General features: G+C 58.0%; 3 protein-coding genes. 1 reads left to right on the top strand and 2 read right to left on the bottom strand.

Translation table 11 applies throughout. The features are described from left to right. Positions 1-407 precede the first annotated feature (407 nt). Positions 408-1,550, bottom strand: coding sequence for a helix-turn-helix domain-containing protein (locus tag H5U08_RS00425; RefSeq protein WP_297029036.1), 1,143 nt, complete (start codon positions 1,548-1,550; stop codon positions 408-410). Between the two features lie 48 nt (positions 1,551-1,598). Next, on the bottom strand, positions 1,599-1,943 hold the full coding sequence (locus tag H5U08_RS00420) for a hypothetical protein (RefSeq protein ID WP_297029034.1): 345 nt from the start codon (positions 1,941-1,943) through the stop codon (positions 1,599-1,601). Positions 1,944-2,590: 647 nt separating this feature from the next. Between H5U08_RS00420 and H5U08_RS00415 the strand changes: the two genes are divergently transcribed. Beyond that, positions 2,591-23,131 (top strand): GEVED domain-containing protein, encoded by a 20,541-nt coding sequence (locus H5U08_RS00415; RefSeq protein ID WP_297029033.1) that lies wholly within the window; start codon positions 2,591-2,593, stop codon positions 23,129-23,131. Positions 23,132-23,515 lie beyond the last annotated feature (384 nt).

The raw sequence follows: 23,515 nt of genomic DNA, 5'->3' as shown, positions 1-23,515 counted from the left end.
AACCCTTATGCCGGGCAAAACACGGCTATTTTTGACATGATATGAAAAACCCTGGGGAGAACCTCCCGCACCCGGAGAGCGATTTCTCGGCCTGAATCTCCTTCTCCTCTACGCAGGCGGTCACACCCTGGCTCGCTCGACAAAGCCCTCAGGTCCAGACAACGAAAGCTGTCATGCTCACTGATCTTGGTAACTTCTCTGGTCCGTGCCCGCACCGGACACACACCCTTCTAAGCGATTATAGGGCGGATGGCAAGAAAAGGCACGACGCGAGGGGCCCACAAGCTCCGGGCGACACCCGCTCACGAGAGCGCACAAAAACAGCCCCTGCCGGCAGTCAAGGGGCTGCACTCGAAAAGAATCTTTCCAGTACCGAATTTACTCGCGGGGCGTCCCAGTGCCCTTCATCACTTGGGAAGGACGCTCAAGATGGAATCCATCAGGAAGCTGTTCAGAGAGAACGGCCCATGCCAGCTCCACATGTTGCGGACGAGGTCGAAACACATCATCCCGCACAGTGCAAGCAGCACCGTGCAAACGATGAGCATCGTGACCCACAACGTGCCCCACGGGGCCTCGGCCGTCGGCATTGCCGCGACGGCCGCCGCGGTGGGCGCTAATCCAGGCGTCACCGGCGTAACACCCACCGGAGGCACACCCGCCTGAACCGGTGGTACACCTGGGGCCACCCCAAAGGGGGCCTCGGTTGGACCACCCAGCAACTCGGCCATCCCCGGGGAGGAACCGGTCGAAGGTTCCGTATCCAAAGCGATGACCTGCGATCCGCTCTCGGTCTCTTCCTCCTCCATCTCTTCGAAAGGCGTGAGCTGGAACTCGTCGTCTCTTTTCAACTGTGTCGGGGCCTCGGTGTCCACCGACTCATCTATCGCCAGCATATCGTCATCATCAAGCTCGAGCGAATCCTCGGTGGGAACCAGTTCCAGCTCGCCTTCCAGCGAAATCCCGCTGTCATTCGTATCCATCAGCGAGAGCCCGCTGTCACTGGCCAACCTGATGTCGCTGCCGCTTCCGCTACCACCGATGACGACATCGTCATCTTCCAGCTTTTCACCACCCAAATTGACCGCCGAATCCGTTCCCGCCGCAACCTGCTCGGTTTCCGGTTCCAGCGGTAACAGCTCATCCTCAAACGGGGATACAATCCCTTGCCCACCCGTTCCTTCCGCCACATTCCCCCCAGTCTTAGCCGCAATGTCACTTCCCGCAACTTTCACATCGCTGGCCGACTCCTTGGGTGTGGGCGTTCCTCCAATCACTGTACCCGAGCCGCTTGTACCCAGGTCAGCCGGCGCGAGATCCTCATCGAGGAGGACAATCTCCTCATCACTGGACGGCGTATGATGCACCGGACGCGTCGCGTCCGCGCGAAGTTTGCGCTTCAGCGCTTCGATGTCTTCCGCGCGATACTTCCAGTCGTTGCCGTCACGAAATCCCCGGATCTCATTCCGCTCCCGCATGGCGTTGAGGTCCGCCGGAGCGAGCCCCAAAAATTCAGCAGCCTCTTTCGTGGTGTAAAATTTCTGCGCCATGATTACTGTCCTCGACGTGATGAGCTTTGACGCGTTCCTGTCCCCCGGTCAGGGTGTTTTCCAGAGCGACTCCAGTTCCCGCGGCGACGGCGCATCCGTGTTGAATTCCGTCATCAAAAGGTCGTACCGCACATTCCGCACGCTTTTCAGGCTGATCCGGCCACTGGCCAGATCGACATGGTATACCGCCATTGCTTGAGTGGATGGGTCGATCACCACGATCTGTTGCACTCGATCCGTTGCCGTGGAATGGGTTATCCATCCACCGCTTGAAGCAATTGGCGTGCCCACCTCGCGACGAACTACGCCGGACTCATTCGCTCCCCACAGGAGAGCCGCGCCGCCGAGCACCGCCGCAACCAAGACGACCCCCACCACAACGCGCGTCTTCATGACAAGTCCTTTCCTCAGCAAATCACTGATGGGCCGTCTCCTTTTTCATTGTAAAACGGCCCAATACGCCGTCAACAAAAATCCACTCCTTTGCCGGGCGGTTGAAGCCCCCCGGCAAAAGCCCAGAATCCCGTTCCCGTCGCCACCAATGTAACCGGGAAAGACGGCTGACTTCAACTGGCGGACCGATCCGGGTTCGAGTTCACCCCAACGGCCCACCGACCCTCGCGCCGCCTCCATCGGACCGGTTCCCAACCCGATACCCCTCGTTCGCGTTATCCCCTTTCTCAGGTTAGACAGAACCCCCTTACTTTGGGCCAATCGGAACGGTCGTGACAATTTAGCGGGAAATGAGGGAACTAGCGAAACCGCCAATGCATCTAAATGGTTCGAAACGGAGTCCTGGGACAGTCCGCGCGCTCGGAAGCGGGTTTGACGATAACACGGAAAATGTGGAATTTTAGGCAATCTGGAGGATTTTGGTTGCAATTTGGAGGCCGGGCAATTTTAATCGGTATACGGCTCCAAATCGGAACCAGGTAACACTCGACAGAGATCGCTCTTTTTCGGATTAATCGACTGTAACGGCTTCGACAACGACGCAATTCTAATTTCGTGATCCGGCACCGCGAGAGGGAGAACCGGCAATGAAGATTTGGGATGCGATGCGATTTTTCTCGTCCCGAGCCCGCAAGGCCAAGAAGTCCTCTGCCAAGAAAGAACGGAAACCAAAGGCCCATCGCCCTCGCGACTTGCGTGTCGAACGCGTGGAAGACCGCTTGCTCCTGAGCATCAGCCCCTCGACCCTGGAGCAAGTGTGGCAGGATACGCTGAATCGGGCAATCGAGCAGGCAAGTGATCTCAATCACTATTCCGACTACCAACTCTCGCAGACCACCGACTGGGTCGTGGGGATTGGTGATTCGCTGAACCCGGACCAGGTGGCTACGCTCCTGGGCGCCCAGTATGTAGCGGTGCCCACCGGCATCAAAGGGGCGTACGTGTTCCACTTCGATTCCAGCGTGGACTGGCAAACCGCGGTCAGCCGGATGGAGAGCAGCGAGGGGGTCGTTCAGTATTTCTATCCCTTGGTGCCGCAGGAGCGTCAGCCCCGCTTTATTCCGAACGATCCATTCTTCACTGATCAGTGGCATTTACTGAACACAGGACAGGGCGGGGGCACTCCGGGGCAGGATATCAACGTGGTGTCGGCTTGGGATTCTGTCCAGGGTGACAACGTCGTCATCGGAATCGTTGACGACGGACTCGAGTACACCCATCCCGACCTGGCCCCCAATTACCGCCCCGACCTCAGCTACGATTTCAATCAAGGTGATGCGGATCCCGCACCAGGCGCGGGGGACTTTCACGGCACCGCGGTGGCGGGGGTGAGCGCCGCCGCGGGCAACAATGGCCTGGGAGTAGCCGGAGTGGCTTTCGATGCTCAGCTTGCGGGTTTGCGCCTTATCGCCGGGCCAACGAGTGATCTTCTGGAATCCCAGGCTCTGACCCATCGCCTGGATGCGATTCAGGTGTTCAATAACAGTTGGGGACCACCCGATGCGGGCGTTGGTCTGCCTTTTGCCTTGTTCGCTGGCCCCGGACCGTTGACTCTTGCGGCGCTTCAGCAGGGTGCGACAACCGGTCGAAACGGGCTTGGCACGATCTACGTTTGGGCGGCAGGAAACGGAGGAGCCGGTGGCGATAATTCCAACTACGACGGCTATGCCAACTCCCGATTCACGCTCGCCGTCGGTAGCTTGGATGCCAACGGTCGCCAGGCCTGGTATTCCGAGCCCGGTGCTAATCTCTTTGTTTCTGCTTACGCCGACGGCATCACCACAACGGATATCACCGGAGATAATGGCTACAACGTCACTGGCAACGCGGATGGTGACCCGCTGGTCAACACGGATTACACCTCTATCTTCGCCGGTACATCCGCGGCTGCCCCGGTCGTATCCGGCGTCATCGCGTTAATGCTCCAAGCGAATCCTAACCTGAGCTACCGGGATATCGAGTACATTCTTGCCCAAACAGCACGGCAGGTGGATCCCACCGATCCCGACTGGACTGTCAATGCGGCCGGTTACCACATCAACCACAAATATGGGTTCGGGGCCATCGATGCCGCGGCAGCGGTCCAGGCAGCCAAGAATTGGAAGCCCGTCGGCCCCGAAGTCGCCCTCGATTCGGGCGTTTTCCAAGTCAACCAGAATATCCCCGACAACAACCCCGCCGGCATCTCCAGCGTTATCAGCATGGCGCCGGATATTAACAAGGTGGAGTGGGTTGAGGTCACCGTCGATATTTCCCACCTGAGCCCAGGGGATTTGGAAATCGTCCTTGTATCTCCCTCCGGCACGCAGTCCGTCCTCGCCACGCCTCACGTCCATAACCCATTTGATACGGGGATTCAATGGACGTTCACGACCAACCGTAACTGGGGAGAAACCTCCGGTGGTGACTGGACCCTCATCGTGCGAGACCGGGCAGGCGGCACCGTCGGTCGACTCAATTCCTGGCGGTTGACTGTGTACGGACAGCAAGTTCCTGGCACTCCGCCGGATCTCGTGGCGGTCATCCCCAACGAGGGAAGTCTGATCGAAGAGGGTACGGAACTCAACGTTGCTCCGCGGGAACTCATTCTCCGCTTCAACGAGGGCCAGCGGATCGATCCCCAAACGCTGGGCGCCATTCAGTTTGTGCGCGCCGGTGGGGATGACTCGTTTAACGAAGGCAACGAGGTCGTGGTGCCCATCGGCTATATCGGCATTGGGGACAAACCGAACGAGGTTATCGTCCGCTTTGCCGAGAATCTTCCCGATGACAAGTATCGCCTCATCATCAAGGGAACCGGCCCGAATCCGCTCATGAACCTGGATTCGCCGCCGCTACCCTTCCGTTATGATCCGGATCTCAAGGTGGGGCAGGATCTTACAATGGAGTTCGACATCAACCTCGGACCTCAGGTCCTGGCGGTCGTGCCGCAGCCGGTCTACCGCGGTGACTGGCAAATCACCGCCCCGCCGAGCAATCAGATCAGCGACGGACAGACATTCCTGGTGAGTGATGGCACGATTACCACCACCTTCGAATTCGACACCGGGAACGGAGTGCGCAGCGGCAACGTCCCGATTGTGTACTCAAGCTCAGATAATGCTGAGGTCATCGCACAGAAAATCGCTAACGCTATTTTGAGCCAGGGACTCAACCTGACCGTTCAGCTCTCCGGTTCAGTGATCACGTTGCAGGGAAGCCAGGTCTCTGTTGATCGTCAAAACAGTCGGTTGGCGGTCAAAAGTCTCTATCAGGAACGCAACATCATTGAAGTCTATTTCAATGACGACGAGCTTGACCGGAACGCGGCGCAGGATCCTCGGTTCTACCAGCTCATATTCACGAAGGAAACAGCCTCGCCAGACGACGATGTCGTCGTCAATCCCGTTTCCGTCACCTACGATGCCAGCAAGAATTTAGTCCGACTGGACTTCGGACAGGACCTGGCAAACTTCGGCACCGGAGCCGCGCGGTTGCGAATCGGCAGTGAATACCGGCCAATTCAAACCTGGAATATGTCAGAGGGTGGAGATGCACCGTCCACTTTCTATAACGCCGTAATTATTGGAGGCGGATTCGGCAGCGGAACAGTTGGTCAAAGCGTTATTATCAGCGGCACGATTGTTACGCCTGGTTCGGTTTCCTACAACCTGGAATGGCCGGGCGCTATCGATGAACCGGGTCACCGGGATCTGCCGGATTACGACAGCATCCTGATTGAAGATCACTACCTTACCGGTGAATCCAGCCCGGACGGCTCAACTCAGATCCCCACCATCCCCTACTACTTCCCCAAAGAAAGCTGGAATCTCATCACAGAGGCACAGAAACAACGGGCACGGGAAATATTCGACATCTATGGAAATTACCTGGGTATTCAGTTTTATGAGACGGATAGCTATGGCTTGGCCATCATCACGGGCGACTTGGCCTTGATGAATTTGCAGTCCGCACCGGGCGGCGTGGCTGGTGTGGCTGGCGGCGGCATGGCGGTTATGGACTACGCCGAGAACTGGGGTGCCAGCGAATTCGGCGGCGCCTGGTTCCAGGTGGCGATGCACGAAATCGGTCACCTGCTGGGTTACGGGCACAGCTACGATCTTCCTCCATTCGTGATCATGGGCAGCTCGGAAGACGCCCAGGCCGTTGTCGGCTCGTTTGAACCCGTGTTCCCCGGTGTGGCCGATATTATCCACGGCCGCCATATGTTCCGCCCGGACAACATGGACATCGACATGTACCGCTTCGACCTCAACGATCGGGGTCTGGTGGATGTCGAGGTCCTGGCGGAGCGGATGACGAATTCCAGCCTCCTGAATGCAGCCGTCACACTCTATCGCGAAGTTCAGGTCGCGCAGAAGTACGTCGTGATGGAAAACGGCGTACCCGTCGAGAAGGAATTCCTCCAAACGACCTATGAGGTCGTGGCACGCAATGATGACTTCTACAGCGACGACTCGGCCCTGAGGGTTTATCTCACCCCGGGTCGCTATTACATCGGCGTGAGCGCCAGCGGAAACACGCAGTACGACCCCACGATGGACGACTCCGGCATCGGCGGCGTTACCCAGGGCCAGTACAAGCTTCGGGTCACGTATAAGCCGGGTGGAGTGGATCCTGATAATCCAGAGACGTTCCGCGATCCAAACACGGCCCATCCGTCGCGCTTGATCGACTCAACCGGAGTTTACTTCGATGGCGACATGGATGGCGTTCCTGGCGGCGACTACAATTTCTGGTTCAACGTCCAGCCGGCCAGCAAGACGATCTTTGTCGATAAGCTTTCCGGGTCCTCTTCACCCACCGGTTCAATCGATAACCCCTTCAGCACGATCGCCGGAGCATTGGCGGCGGCACAGCCGGGAACAATCGTGCGCATTGTGGGTAACAACTTTGCCAACGACGATCCCAATGATCCGGCGACGCTCCGCGACAATATCCCCTATGAAATCGGTCGTCGACTGGTGGACAACGCGCCGCTTGCCGACGGTGTGCGGATGGATGTACCCAAGGGTGTCACCGTGATGATCGACGCCGGGGCGGTCATCAAGCTGTTCCGTTCCAACATCATGGTGGGCAGTATTGCCGAAGGCATTGATCGAAGCGGCGGCGCTCTTCAGGTGCTGGGAACGCCGTTCCACTCGGTCTATTTCACGTCCTATTATGATGAGTCTCTCGGCCGCGATGCTGAGCCCAACAACAATACAACCCCCATGCCCGGCGATTGGGGCGGCATCGTCTTCAAGAACGATATGGACTATCAGTTCATCAAGGCGTACGATCCGGCTTCTGGACTTCCGCCGCGTCAGGTCCTGGAAGATCAGGGGATATTCCTCAACTACATCAGCAATGCCGACATCCGCTACGGCGGCGGCGAGGTCATCGTCAACGGGATTCGCTCGGTCTACGACCCGGTCCATATGGTGGAAGCCCGGCCAACCATTGTGTTCAGCCGGATCACCCACAGTGCCGATGCGGCCATGTCGGCCGATCCGAACAGCTTCGCCGACACGAAGTATCAGAGCTGGGACCCGAACGCGCCCTACACGGTCAATTACGAGCGAATTGGCCCGGTCATTCACGGCAATTACGTCGTTGACAACACCATCAACGGGCTTTATGTCCGCGTAAAAACCCCCGCAGGCGGTGCAACGAAGAAGCTCACTACCTTTGGCCGTTGGGACGATTGGGACATTGTTCACTATGTTCCTGAAAACCTGGTCATTGCGGGCACGCCGGGCGGGCCGATCCAAAAGGCTTCCACCGCTCCCGCGGTTACCTTGCTCAACGACTTCCAGATCCAGCTTCCGGCAGGAAGTGTTTCACTCGACGGCCAGTATTTCTCGATCTTCGACGGTCGCACCCGTGTGGTCTTCGAATTCGACAACGGAGACGGTGTGCTACCGGGCCGAATCGCTGTGCCCTACACGCTCACCAGCACGGCGGCGGACGTCGCCACCGCACTGGCCAACGCGATCAATTCGGCGAGGACCTTACGCGGGCTGGATGTCACGGCAAGCAGCACCGGCGCCACCGTGACGCTGCGCCAGTTGGGTGCGCAACTGAAGGTGGAAGGCCTGGGCAATCGAGAAGCGCGGCTCGATGCCCGTCTGATGATTGATCCGGGCGTGATCGTCAAATTGCAGGGGAGCCGCATCGAGACCGAAGTGGGTGCTCAGCTTATCGCCGAAGGTCGTCCTGGCTTCGCCGAAACGGTTCCCGGCTACAAGGTGGTCTTCACTTCGGTTCTGGACAATCGCTATGGCGCCGGCGGAACGTTCAATACAGCCCAGAACACGAGCGGCCAGCAGCCTCAGGCTGGTGACTGGGCGGGGATCGGCTTCGCACCGATGTCCGAAGGAAGCATCGATCAAGCCGTGATCGCGTACGCCGGCGGTCAGTCCGCCATTGAGGGTGGTTTTGCCGGTTTCGACCCGATTGAAATCCGTCAGGCACACGTCCGCATTGCCAATACCCGCTTCGAAAACAACGGGGCCAATTCGGCTGGTGACCGCAACGGCCGCGGCTTCATCACACCTGCGACCATCTACGTCCGGGGTGCCCAACCGGTGATCGTCAACAACCGGTTCATCAACAACCAGGGCCACGTCGTCAGCATCGATGTCAACTCGCTCAATGCTTGGGAAGTTCCCGACTGGGGGCGCAGCACGGGATTCATCGACGCCTTCGAAGAATACTCGGACAACTTCGGGCCTCTGGTCCGCAGCAACCGTATGACCGGCAACCAGATCAATGGCATGGAAGTCCGTGCCGGCACGCTCAACGGCCAGGGGGTGTGGGATGATACGGACATCGTGCACATCGTTTACGACGAAATCGTCATCCCCAACTATCATCACGAAGGTGGACTGCGCCTGCAGAGCAGCCGCGACAAGAGCCTCGTGGTCAAGTTGTGGGGCCAGAATGCCGGTATCACCGCAGCCGGTGGTCCCGCCGAGATCAATGACCGCATCGGAGGAATCCTTCAGATCATCGGGATGCCCGGCTATCCGGTCATTTTCACGTCACTCGCCGATGATTCAGTTGGTGCTGGTTTGGATATTTTTGGCAATCCGCAGTACGACACAAATGGCAACGGCGCCAGCACCGGCCAACCCGGCGATTGGCGGAGTATCCGATTCACCGAGTACGCTCACGACCGCAATGTGGCCACGGTCGTGGAGGCCGAAACCGGCCAGGACAAGGTGGACCGCAATCCTTACCCACAGCAGGCGCAATACCTGGGACAGCTCGCGCCCAACGAAAAAGCCGGCGATGACAACTTGCGGCTGGGCTTCGACGTGTACGGAACCGTACGGTTCAACTCACCCAACGATTCAGACGTGTACAGCTTCGATGCCACGGCCGGCACGGAAGTGTGGATTGACATCGACCGGACCACTTTCGCCCTCGACACGATTGTGGAGCTGATCGACGCCGACGGTAACGTCCTGGCCCGGAGCGACAACTCCCTGAACGAACTTCCGGAAGGCTCTCAGACCACCCAGGCGCAGTCCATGAACAGGGACGCCTGGGTTCGCTCCACCTCCAGCAATCCGTCGGAGTTAGGCGATTACTACAGCATCAATCCGCGGGATTCGGGCATGCGTGTTGTATTGCCCGGTCCGGTGGGCGAAGTCCACACGTATTACGTGCGGGTGCGAAGTCCGCTGGCCATCACCAATATTCCCAATAGCAACCAGATCAATGATGGCACGCAGTTCCTGGTTTCCGACAATTTCCAGACGATCATTTTCGAGTTCGATAAGGATGGCTCTCTGAGCAATCCGAATGCGGTGGGCGTGGATATCCGTGGCAGCGGATCGCCCAGCGAAGTGGCTCAGGCGATCGTGGATGCCATCAATGCGCAAAAAGCGGCCAAAGGTTTCGAGGTCACCGCGCGGTATGTTGGCGGAAAGATCTTCTTGGACGGCGTTCACGCCCGGTTCAACGCCCTCAACACGCCGGTGCGGGTTATCAACAACACGTCCGGCCATTACCAGCTTCAGATCCGCCTGAAAGAAATGCAGGAAGTGGCCGGCGGTATGGTCAAGTACGCCGATGTTCGCTACGCCACGAACGGCATCGAGATCCAGGGTCAGCCGGCCCATCATCCACTGCTCGGCGAAACGAGCGAAACGACGGCCACCAACGATACCATGGGCAATGCCCAATATCTGGGCAATCTTCTCAGCAACGACCGCAACACGATCTCCGTGGCAGGCTACCTCAGCGGGCGAACTGACGTTGACTGGTACCGCTTTGATGTCGACCTCCAGGGCATCCAGTCCATTGCTGGGCTCAACGACCTGGGTGCGATCTGGTCCACCATTTTCGACATCGATTACGCCGACGGAATGGCTCGACCGGACCTGTCGATCTGGGTCTTCGACAGCCAGGGGCGTCTGATCCTCCGCAGCACGGATTCCAACATCGCGGATGACATGGCCCTGGTCATCAGCAATGCGATTGAAGATCTCAATCGCGGTTCGGTGTGGTCGCGCGATCCTTACATCGGCCCGGTCTATCTGCCGGAAAGCAACACGGCGACCTATTACATCGCTGTGACCTCCGTGCTGGCGACGCCGCAGGTGCTGTCGTCGGTGATCGGTGGAACATGGAGTGCGGATTCCACGGCCTATCCGCTGGTGCGCCTCGAACCGATCAACTCCATCACTCGGATTGTCGAGGAGCACATCGAGGGTGGTGCGAACTCGGGCGTTACCACGGTTCAACAGCGTCTGAGCCTTGTACCGGACGAGTTCCACCTGGGTGACGTCGTCTTCTACACGCTGACGGGTACCGACTTGTTCACGGTCGATCCGTTCACAGGGGCCGTGGAAACTGACGTGACCGACTCGTTGCTTTTGAACGGCAGTCCGGCCATCGTTTATCACGACATTGCCATGCGGAACGACGGCCGATTGATGACGGTCAGGCAGGGGCCCGGACCCGATTTCAATCCGCATTATCAAGAGTTCGACACGGGTAATGCGAACCGTCTACTGCTGGATACTGATACTGGGATCAATATTATTCGCCGCAATCCAAATAACCCGAACGCCCTCCAGGATGATCCTTACAATAGCGTGCTTGTGGAGGCAATCACTCACCACTACAGCAACACAGGTACCTTCGGTCGCCAGGTGATGATCGTCGGCAATGTCCGCAACCCGGACCTCGGCGCTGGTCTCACCGGGATCACGTCCGGGCACAACCTGGTGTGGATTCTCAACCCCGATGGAACGGCGATCAATCATCCTTTGATCAACAACGGGACGCTGTCTTCGGGTGACCGGTTGTTTAGCAATATCGTTCCTGTCGGTCAACTGTTTTCAGCGCCAACGCTCCTCGTGAGCAGCGCCACTCAAACCCAGCCTCAGTACCAATTTCCTTCCCCGCCGTCTCCCCAACTTGGAGATATTGAGGACGGTGACTATTTCGTATTCCAACCGAGTATTGAAATCCTCGGCCCGGCCAGCGCAATGGAGGGCGCTACCGTAACGATCTTCAACGACGGAACGCCGCCTCTTTCTGTCACCTTGGAATTCGATAGTGATGGAAATGTTGCGCCCGGTAACATCCCGGTGCCATTCTCGTCCACCGATTCAGCAGCGATCTTGGCCGCCACGTTAGCCCAGCAGATTAATCTTGCGGGCATCGGCGTCAACGCCAATCCTCGGGGAGCATATGTACTTCTATCGCAGGTTAGTAACTTCGTGCTTTCTAATCCCGCTGTGATGACTGGAAGCACGGTCAGGGATGATTTTACCCTGGAGTTTGACTTGGGTATCGACGTAAGAATTGACCCGCAGGGAGCAGCGGTCTTTCGCGACGGGCAGTACTTCAGCCTGAGGAACGCTTTAATTAATCAAGTCTACCAGTTTGAATTTAATAGTGGACCGGTCATTGTCTTGCCAGCCACGGCTACGGCGGCCCTCGACGGCGTGGTGGTGACAATCTATGACGAGAACGGTACACCCATCAGTTTTGAGTTCGACAACAACAACAATTTGACAAACTCAAATAATGTACGAGTTCCATTTAACGTGGGCGACCAGGGGAGCGTTTTAGCGAGCAATTTGGTCAACGCGATCAACGCCCAAGCCAACTTCGCCGTCGTAGCGAGCTTTAACAACAATCGAGTCTCCCTGGTCAATGATTCCACAGCTTCTCTGCCCACGAGCAGTGACCCGGCGCTGGTCCAGATCGAGGGTGACCACAATGTCACCTTGGGGCGGACGCAAATTCCCTTCGAAGAAACTTGGACCAGCCAGCAACTCGGACAGAGTATTGAGTCGGCCGTCGATAGTAGCCAAAGTCAGATATTTCCCATATCAGACCGCATTGACGCGAGTTACGCCTACCGCACGCCAGATGCCAACAATCAGACGCCCGGCGATCGAATCACGTTCGCTAACGTGGGAGGTTCAACTTCTGACTTTGACTTCTCGAATTCGCCCGGACTTATGTATCTGGCTGGCGGCTATGGCGTGGCGAGTGGACATCTTCCAATCATCATCGGAGCTGGCTACACCGGGCAAGAAGTTGCCATCGCCGTGGCATCAGCAATCAATGCAATAGCTGGGTCGAACGTAGCTACGCCTGTAGGCGCTACTGTGGAACTTACGGCAGGCTTCTCCCCCGTGAATTTTGACCTTCGCCGTGCGCCAGAAATGGAGATGGTCGGCGAGGGTGTCGGTGGCGACATCACGGGCCTCGCGTGGCTGAACGTTCCCGGAATCGGGTGGCGTCTCTTTGCAGTCTCCGATACCGGCGGTTTGTACTACGTGAGTAACGTAACTGCCCACGCAAACGGTGGTTCGTGGGGCTTCACGCCGGTCGATCCACAGCAGGGTGTCCGGTATTTCAGGCGCGAGCCTAACGGCGGTCCGCAACTCCATTACATCACTCAGGTCCATAATCCTACCACTGGCGCACCGATTCAGTTTTCCGGCCTATCCGCTGGTCCACAAAACGTTGAAGATGGCAAATATGCCACGACGCTCTTCGCTTCCGATATTTCGGGCAACATTTACGCGATGGACATCACCGGCAATCTGCTGGGTGTCTTTGTGCAGGGGCAGAAGAGTATTCATCCCAATGTCGGGAATGTCTACGGGATCGCCTTCTCGCCCATCGACTACAACCTCTGGCATGTCACGACACGCCGAGGCAATGATGATGGCCACGGAGTGTACGCGACCTATGATGATTCGCGTGTCCCCGGCGCGGGTTATGATCCTCTACGGGAAGGGAATCAGAGCTTTTATTTCGGCCTGGATGCCCCGAATCAAGGCCAACCCGGCGCTAATAACTTTACCACGAACGAGAATAGTGATGGAAGCCGCCTTTTTAGCTACAACCTGCCCGGCGGTGCCTTCGGGAGTTTGACAAGCGGGACGTTCAGCCTCAAAGGTTACAGCCTGGCTGACAAGCCCACCCTCTACTTCAACTACTACGCGGACACGGAAAACAGCAACGATTTTGATGGTCTCCGTGTTTACATCTCCAACGACGGCGCGAACTGGACGCTGCTCGCCACCAACACGGACCTCAACGACGGGATGCTCATTGCCCCCAATCGGGAGCAACCCGGTTATGGCGGGTACATCCGTGAGATCATCGATCTGGGCGGAAACTGGCGTCAGGCCCGAGTCGATCTGAGCCAGTTCGCGGGGCTCGATAACCTGCGGATCCGCTTCGACTTCAGCACCGCCAGCGACATGGACATCGGCGATCCTACGACCGGCGGTGAGTATCTGACGGCTCCCGAGGCCGCCGAACTCCATGATGGAGCGACATTCGTTGTCAATACCACAACGTTCGAGTTCGACCTCGGCTATGCCCTCGTCCTGCCCAACGTCGCGGGACTCAAGATTAACGATGGTGATTACTTCATTGTGCAGAGCGGCTCCCAGCTCGCGGAATTTGAATTCGATAAGGATGGGAACGTCCAACCCGGCCGCGTGGCAATCTCTATCAACGACAACATGACCACAAGGCAGGTTGCGGACGCCATCGCGGCTGCTGTCAATGGCGCAAACATGGGCGTGCAGGCATACGTGCCGCCGGACAGCATTTTTACTGGTCCGGACGGATATCGGGTGTTCCTGATCTCAGCGACTGGCGTCACACAGGGTACTTCATCCGGCCAGCCGCTCCAGTGGGCCATCGAAGGATCGGCACCGGGGCGATACACATCGGGTCGCGTGCCGGTTTACATTCGGCCGGATATGACCCAGCTCGAAGTGTCGAAACTGATCACGGATGCCGTCAACAGGGCATTCCGAGTTCAGCCCAACCAGATCTTTATCCCGCCGACCTATACCGTGGCCACTCTGGCCGGCACGACCGCCACACTGGTGGCACTCGATTCGCTGAATGTCCCCTCCTTTGTGGTTCTCTATTTCGATCCTGGCAACACGGGCAGTTACGCGGTGAAACGAGCGGATGATCCAAATAATCTGTTGTTCACACGGCTTCCCGCGGGAGCGCGCGCTGATTACGGACTTAATGTCGGTCTGATGGGGGCCACGACACCCGCCCAGATCGCGGACCGCATCCGTGATGCGCTCAATCTATTGGCTCGTGACACAGGTGTGCAAGTCTCCGCGACAAGCACCACAACCGGGTTTGTGCAACTGTCCGGGCGCCAGGTGGCCTTTGACGGGAGGAATCTGCTTAACCCGGCCAACAGTCCGCTGTTGACCAGTGACCCCAACAATACATCGATCAAACTCGACGATCGGAGCGGAGACACAATTGGTGGAACTCAGCCCCTGATGAGATTGTACGGCGTATCTGTCACCAACGCCGGACCTCTCTTCCATTCCAATGTGCTGGAGGGAGATACGACAAGTAAGAACTATGGCGCAAGTGCGCGTAATAACAATCGCTTCTTCGACTACCGCCGCGGCCAGAATAACAACCATGAGGGTTGGTACATCGACGATATCATCATCGGTTTTGCTGAACGTGGCGAAATGGTCACAAACGCCCCAGCGGGCGTCACCGGTTTTGACTTTCTGCCACAGCCGGCTGTCAATCAGCCAATTGTTGTGCAGGGAAGTTATCAACTGGAAATTCGTCGCGGTGATGAGTTCGGGACTCTGGTGGTCGATCCTTATCGGGTGGTGGTCCTTGCCCAGCAAGCCGACACCAACGATCGGTGGACACAGGACATCACTTTGATCTTCCCTGATGCAACCCAGATTGCGCACGGTGACCGATTCTTCATCGAAGACGGTAATCATAGGGTCACGTTTGTTTTCCTTGACCAAGACATCGGCACCAACAGGCCCATCAGCCCGCCGCTTAATGGTTCAGAAATTCCGGTTTACTTCCGAGCAGTGATGTCGGCAGGGGAGATTGCCAACGCGGTCGCCGGTGCGATCAATTTTGCGCGTTCGCAAGGGCGGCTTAATGTCAGTGCTGCTTCCATCCCCACCAGCCCCAGGGTTGATCTCTGGGGTGCAACCTATGTCGGCGGTAACCTGGGCGGTGCTAATCCGCAACCCATCCAGCAGATCGTGTTCGGCGCCACGGATGTTTTGGGGGTGTACCGGTTCCGATTGTTGCCTCCCGATGGGAACGCCATTGCTCATCGCGATACGTTCGTGATCGAGGATGCCTACGGCAATGTTGTTCAGTTCATGTTCATTCATCAGAGCAGCGGAGAAACACCGCCGGCGGGGGTTATCGGCATCTCGTTCAACTTTGCGATGTCGAACATCACCATTGCCAACCTCGTGGCCCAGGCGATCAATCAGGCCAATTCTTTGGGAAGGTTGATGGTCACCGCTGTGGTCACGGTTCCCGGCATCGTGGACCTGTCGCCGGATGCCCGCAGCGTTTTGGGCCTGCCGTACACTACGTTCTTTGATCCCACATTGCCACCCGGTGTTACTCTGTTCCATCCAGACCCCAACGGCCACCCCCTCATCGGCGATCGGAATCAATACCGCGAAAAGGGCCACATTGTCGTTGAATCGACAAGCGTGTTCAACGCTTCGCAGTATGGAATTCGCGTTGAACCCGGCCCGCGCGATCCTGGCTCAAACAACCCGCATCCTGGCTCCGGTCGGACTCTCAATGCTCCGAACCAGCTCGTCTCTGGCGTCACGCTCAAGAACAATTTGCTGGCGTTTAATGGCCAGGGCGGAATTCGGATCAGCGGCTCCACCGGGCAACCCACCGGAGCTATCCCGTTTGTCCGCGTTGTCAATAACACGGTGTACGGTGGGCTCGCCGCCAATGGTGTGGGAATCGAAGTGGTCAATAACGCAGGTCCCACGCTCCTCAACAACGTGCTGGCCAATCTAAACACTGGCATTCGCGTCGATGCGTCCTCGGCTCCGAACACGGTCCTCGGTGGGAATGCCTACCAGGGCAACAACCAGAATGTGCAGGGGATGGGTCTCGGAACCTTTGACCGGGTTCTGGCTCCTGGCGCTCCGCTCTTTGTGGATCCGGCCAACTACAATTTCATTCCTGACCGCGGGTCGGAAATTATCGACAGTTCAATCGATGCCCTCCAGGAGCGATTCGGATACTACACCTCGGTGCTGCAACCGATCGGTCTGGCTGCCTCCCCGATCATTGCCCCATCGTACGATCTGTACGGCCAGCTCCGTAAAGACGATCCAGCGGTGAATCCTGGCCCCGGTTCTGGGTTGAGCATCTTCAAAGATCGCGGGGCGGTGGACCGTGTGGACTTCCGTGGTCCAACGGCAGGCCTCATCGAGCCGCTCGATAACGATCCCGCCGGCATCGACAGGAATCCGGCGAATTATGACGTGTTTATCGCGGGACGGCGGATCACCCGATTTGCAATACAGCTTGCCGACGAGGAAGGCGTGGGAATCAACGACCGCACTGTGCTCAGCAGCGCCGTCAAGGTGTACCGTGACAACATCCTTCTCGAAGATGGCAAGGATTACTTCTTCCAATATCACCCCGTTGACGACATCATTTACCTCGTGCCGGCGTCCGGTGTGTGGTCAATCGGGTACACCTACAAGATCGAACTCGATAACCAGGCCATTCGCGATCTAGCCAATAACCCGCTGCAACCGAATCGGCCAGACGGCACCACCTACTTCGTCATCTATCTGGCGGGTATCGACTTCGGGGATGCGCCGGACGCGCCTTATCCCACGACTCTCAAGAATAACGGTGCCAGCCACATCATTGTGCCCGGTTTCTATCTGGGCAGTGGTGTCAGCAACGAACCGGATGCCCGACAGAATGCCAACGCCACGGGCGATACCCTGGATGACGGCGTCATTTTCGACACAGGCCTCCTGATCGGCGGGGACACTCAAATTAAGGTCATTGCCTCTGCCGAGGGGTATCTTGATGCATGGCTCGACCTCAATGCGGATGGTGACTGGGCAGATACGAACGAGCAGGTACTGACAAGTTATCAACTGCTGGCCGGTGAAAACATTGTGACCATCACACTGCCTGCGGGACTCAATCCCGCAACGACGTTCGCACGATTCCGCTTCAGCAGCACCGGTGGTCTGGCACCCACCGGTCTGGCCCCGGATGGCGAGGTCGAAGACTACCAGGTGGAACTCGTACCGTACCATGAAGACTTCGGCGACGCCCCGGACAGCTACGGCACAACCCTGGCGGCGGACGGTGCCCGACACATTCTCGGTTCCGGCCTCTATCTGGGCCAGAGTGTGGATGCCGAACTGAATGGTCGCCCGGGATCCACAGCCCAGGGCGACGATCTGGCCGGAATCGACGACGAGGATGGCGTCACATTCCTCGACGCGTTGGTGCCGGGAAGCCCTGTCGAGGTTCAGGTCGTCGTCAGCCTGCCCAGCGGCATGTCTGAAGCGTACCTGCAAGCGTGGGTGGACTTCAACGCCAATAACATCTTCGACGCCAACGAACAGATCTTCACCAACGAGCTCATCACCAGCTCGGGCATCCATAGCGTCCAGTTCGTGGTTCCGAGTGATGCAGTCAAGGGCACTACGTACGCCCGATTCCGCATCAGCACGCAGCCGGATATTGGCCCCACGGGCCAGGCACCCGACGGTGAAGTTGAAGATTATCGTGTCAGCATCGTGGACGCACCGGTGGACTTCGGCGATGCTCCGGCGCCCTATCCGACACTTCGCGCGGACGGTGGGGCCCGGCACCGCGTGGTTCGCGGCTTCAGCCTTGGCCAACTGGTGGACTACGAACTGGATGGTCAACCCAACCCCACGGCGACCGGTGACGATTCCAGCGACCAGGCGGATGAAGACGGTGTGGTCTTCCTCACGCCCCTCCTCACTGGGGAGTTGGCGACGATTCAGGTGACCGTCTCTCAGACCGGTGGGTATCTCAATACCTGGATCGATTACAATGCCGACGGGGATTGGGCGGATCCCGGTGAGCAAATCGTCATCGACCAACTCATCACGAGCGCGACGACACAAATTCAGTTCCGCGTGCCGCGCGATCTCCAGTCCGCGGCAACATTCGCCCGGTTCCGTTACAGCCACACGCCCGGCCTGTCATATGACACACCGGCGTCGATTCCGGACGATCAACTTCCCGACGGCGAAGTTGAAGATTACCTGGTCAACATCATCGCAGGAACCTCGTCCCTCAGCGGTTACGTCTTCAACGATCTCAACGCCAACGGCGTTTGGGATACGCAGCCCAGCCAACAGGTTCCGCCGGTCAACGTTTTGCCGCCGGGTGCCGGTAATATCATCGTCACAGCCGGTGATGACCTGGCAAGTGCCGCGATTCCGCTGGGATTCGATTTCGAATTCTTCGGCAAGACGTACAACCAGATTTACGTTTCGACCAATGGGCTCGTGTCACTGGCCAATCCGGTGACCACGTTCTCCGCGAGCGGCTTCCCGCAAGGTGAACCGGTGCTGGCGCCGTTCTGGGCGGATGTTGATACACGGGCCACCGGCCAGATCCGGCTCCAGCGGTCCACGAGCGCCCGCGGTAACCCGGTCGTGCAAATCGACTGGATCAACGTGGGCTACTACAACCAGCACAGCGACAAGAAGAACACGTTCTCGCTGTACATCGAGGACGATCCCGGTGGTGATATTGTGGTCTTCCATTACTTCGACATGCAGTGGACCACCGGAGACGGCCAGGGTGTCAACGGGTTTGGCGCCCCTGGGGCTGTTATTGGATACGACGCGGGTGACGGGATCCATTACGCCACGTTCGCTCGCCCCTCGAGCGCAGCCGACCTTGCCACGCTGATGGCGCAGCAGGAGTACGCGTTCCGTCTCGATCCCAATACCGGTCATCTCTTCGGCGTGGAGCCGGGTCTTGCGGGCGTGTTGGTGTATGTGGACCTGAACAACAATGGTATGCCCGACCCGTTCGAGCCGGTGACCTACACGCAATACGACAATCCGTTGACCCCGAACGTGGACGAGACCGGTTTCTACCAGTTCACCGGCCTGTTCAGTGGTACCTATGTGGTGCGGCATCAGGTGCCGACGAACTGGATTCAAACATATCCGTCAGCGGGCATCGTTCTGCCGGATGGGCAAACCCGTCACCTGCGGGCCCCAGCCGGGAGCGCACTGGTGGATGGGAATACATTCTCGCTGTCGAACGGCACCACAACCGTGGTCTTTGAATTTGACAATAACAACACCGTGGCGGCGGGGAATCGTCGCGTGCCGTTCACTGCTACCGATTCCCCCAACGTGGTGGCTGCCGCCATCGCCAATGCCATCAATGGCGTCGCGGGATTCGGAATCACCGCCACTGCCGACGGTGACCTCGTTAATCTCGCCGGGCCCACAGTGATCTTCAATCCGCAGACCAGCCCGGTCCAGGACGTCACCTCACGGAGTCAGTCTGATGGCTCCTATATGGTCACCCTGGGCACCGGCGAACAGCTCGACAACGTCACGTTCGGCGACTACCGGCTGGCCACCGTGTCGCTGCAGGATATCGCGGTTGCCGAGGGCAATAGCGGCAGGACCAAAGTCAAGGTCACGGTGGAAGTTACAGACTCGTTTGGCGCCCCAATCTCGTTCGACTATCAGACAGCCGATGGCACAGCCACCGTGGCCGACAACGACTACATCCCGGCTTCCGGGACGTTCGTGTTCACTCCGCAAGGGGTGCCGCGGCCAACCTGGGACATTCAGTTCCTGACCAAGAACCAATCTAATGACTATGACTTCAGTGCCTGGGGCGATCGGGTTGTATGGGAAAGCTTCGACGGTCAGGATTGGGAAATCTATCTGCACGACGGCACTCAGACGCGCCGGTTGACCAACAACACTTCGGACGATCGCATGCCCGCGGTCTTCGGAGACCGGGTCGTCTGGAGTGGGTTTGACGGCCAGGATTGGGAAATCTACCTGTACGACCTCACGACCAACACCACGCAGAAGCTCACCGACAACGACTACGATGACATCGACCCGCAAATCTCAAGTGATCTCGTGGTGTGGACGGCGAACGTGGGTGGTGTGCAGCAGATCTTCGCCTACGACCTGGCGGCCGGCGGAAGCCCCGTCAACATCTCCAACAACTCCTTCAACAACTATCTCCCGCAGGTATCAGGACGTAACGTCACCTGGTACGGCTTCGACGGGTTCGACAACGAGATCTATCTCTACTCGTCGGGCACCACTCGGCAAATCACCAACAACGTCCTTGATGACCGTTATCCGCGAATCGATGGCAGTAAAGTCGTCTGGCAGCAAAATGATGGCACTGACTGGGAAATCGCGATTTACGATATCCCATCAGGCACCACGACGCTACTTACCGCCAACAACGAGGACGACATCCATCCCGACATCTCGGGCAACAATGTTGTCTTCGAACATAACGATGGTTTTGACACGGAAATCTACTACATCAATCTGAACATCGGGCCGGCGGCTGTGAAGCAGATCACCGATAACGCCGTGCACGACGAATTGCCGCGTGTTTATGGCGACCGGCTTGCTTGGCACGCGTTTGTCGGTGGCAATTGGGAGGTGTTCTACACCGATCTCAATGCCAATGTGATCCCGCGCAACATCTCGTCTGATCCCGGCTACGACTGGTATCCCGCCGTCACCAGCGACCTCGTCGTCTGGCGAAGTTATCGCGCGGGCAATTACGAGATCATGGTGGCCCGGCAGAAGCCGGCCGTGGCTCGCGCCACGATCGAACTGGAAATCGTCGGTGACACGAGGATCGAACCGGATGAAAACTTCTTCCTCAACATCAGCAATCCGCAGCTTGCCGTCATCAGCGATCCGCAGGCCCAGATTCTCATCCTGAATGACGACGGCAGCCTGGATTACGGTGATGCGCCGGCTCCGTATCCGACGCTCCTGGCCGACAACGGTGCTCGACATCTGATCACGCCGGGCCTGCGGCTCGGTGCTCTGGCGGATGCCGAACCCAACGGGCGACCCAGTGCCCAGGCCAATGGAGATGATACCTATATTTCCGACGATGAAGACGGCGTCGTGTTCAACACTCCGCTGGCGGTCGGAGCTTCGGCCACGATCACCGTCACGGCGTCCGGACCGGGCAAGCTGGACGCCTGGATCGATTTCAATCAGGATGGAGACTGGAATGATCCCGGAGAACGCATCTTCACCCACCGTGATGTGGTGGCTGGGACGAACGTCCTCACGTTCAACGTACCGGCCGAGGCCTTACTCGGAACCACCTTTGCTCGGTTCCGTCTCAGCAGCGCAGGCGTGGACGCCCCGACGGGTTATGCCCCCGACGGAGAGGTTGAAGATTATGCGGTGAATATCACAACGTCCTCCACGCAGGTATCGCAGCAGGGACGTCGCGTGATCATCACCGGGAGTGCCCTCAACGATAATATCTCGGTCAGCACCGTCGGAAACGTCCACCTGATTGTGATCAATGGCACGAATTACAGCTACAACGTCAGCGACATTGACGAAATTCAGTTCGACGGTGCGGACGGAGAGGACACAATCACGCTCATCGGTACATCGGCGGCGGAAACGTTCCTCTTCACGCCGAACACGGCTCACATGACGCGCACCGGTTTCACCGTCTCCGCTGTGAATGTGGAGCGCATGATCGCCGACGGCAACGGAGGCCTCGATGCCGCTCAACTCTACGACAGTGCGGGAGACGATGTGCTGGAGATTCGGCCCGGCCATGCCACGATGAGCGGTCCCGGCTATTCGTACGACCTGACAAACGTGGCATTTGTACACGGCTATGCCAGCCTGGGCAACGACAGTGCTGACCTTTACGGCACGCCGGGTGACGACAGCCTCACGGCCACTCAAACGGAGGTACGCCTGAACAGCACAAACTATGTGGCTCGGGCCAAATTCTTTGACCGAGTCAGGGTGTTCGCGGACGGCGGGACGGATGACGCCACGATCACGGGTTCCGCTGGTGCTGATATGATTCAGGCGAGCCCAACCGGGGCCACCGTATCCAACGCATCTGTGGAAATCAGCGCGTCCGACTTCGAGAACGTCACCATTCTCGGTGGTGGCGGCGATGACGTGGCTCAACTGTACGACTCGCCGGGCAACGACCTGTTTGTGGCGAAGCCTGGTCTGAGCACGCTTTCTGGCCCCGGCTACTGCATCACGGTGCAGGATGTGCCGATCGTCCACGCCTATGCCCTGGCTGGTGGTCTGGATGCCGCCCAACTCTACGATACTGCCGGCGATGATCTGGTCGTGATGACGCCCGAGTACGCACGGATCACCGGCAACAATTATCTCGCGCGAGCGAAGTTCTTCGACTTCGTGCACGCATATTCGATCAACGGCGGCTTCGACACGGCGAAGCTGTACGGTTCGGCGGGAAATGACGTGCTCACGGCGACTCCGGAGTTCAGCCGGCTCAAAGGCCCCGGCTTCTACAACCGTGCGAAGTTCTTCGAACGAGTGGAGGTTTACGGTGGCGGTGGCTACGACACCGGAGATGTGTGGGACTCCCCAGGCGTGGACCACCTCCAGGCAAACAGCCTGGAAGCTCTCCTCCAAAACCCCGATCTGCCCTACTATGTGTATCTGACCCAGATGGAGAAAGTCAAAGTGAGGGCAACCAGCCCGTCGAACACCAAGCATATTGAGGGCGTCGTGGACTGGCTGATCGCCAAGGGATTCTGGACCGACGTGTGATAAAGAACCGGCCTCACTAAGTCAGTCTTGAGGCTTGACCAATAGACCTGGCTGAACGAAAAACGCGTCAGCGGCGTAGCACGGGCTACGCCGTTTTTTGTTCATTTAAGACTTTTCCCAATTGCAGGAATTACTGTGTGTCGCCTCATTGATTAACCGGGCGCTGCGGGGTTATAATCGCGGGCGGTCCAAGGCGACCCTCCGAAGGTCGCTCCGGCTTTGAAGTACGACTCGAGTCATGTTCCTGCCACAAGGAGACCCACCCATGAAGCGCACCCTCTCACGCCGTGATTGTCTCAGGCTCACCGCAACCATCTCTGCGGGAACCCTTATTCTTCCTTCTCGCTTGGTATTCGGCTACGAAGCCAACGAAAAGGTTAACAT

Source organism: Thermogutta sp. (assembly GCF_014359955.1).
Lineage (GTDB): Bacteria > Planctomycetota > Planctomycetia > Pirellulales > Thermoguttaceae > Thermogutta.
Note: the sequence above shows the minus strand (reverse complement) of the source record. Positions and strands in the feature narration are given on the sequence as shown.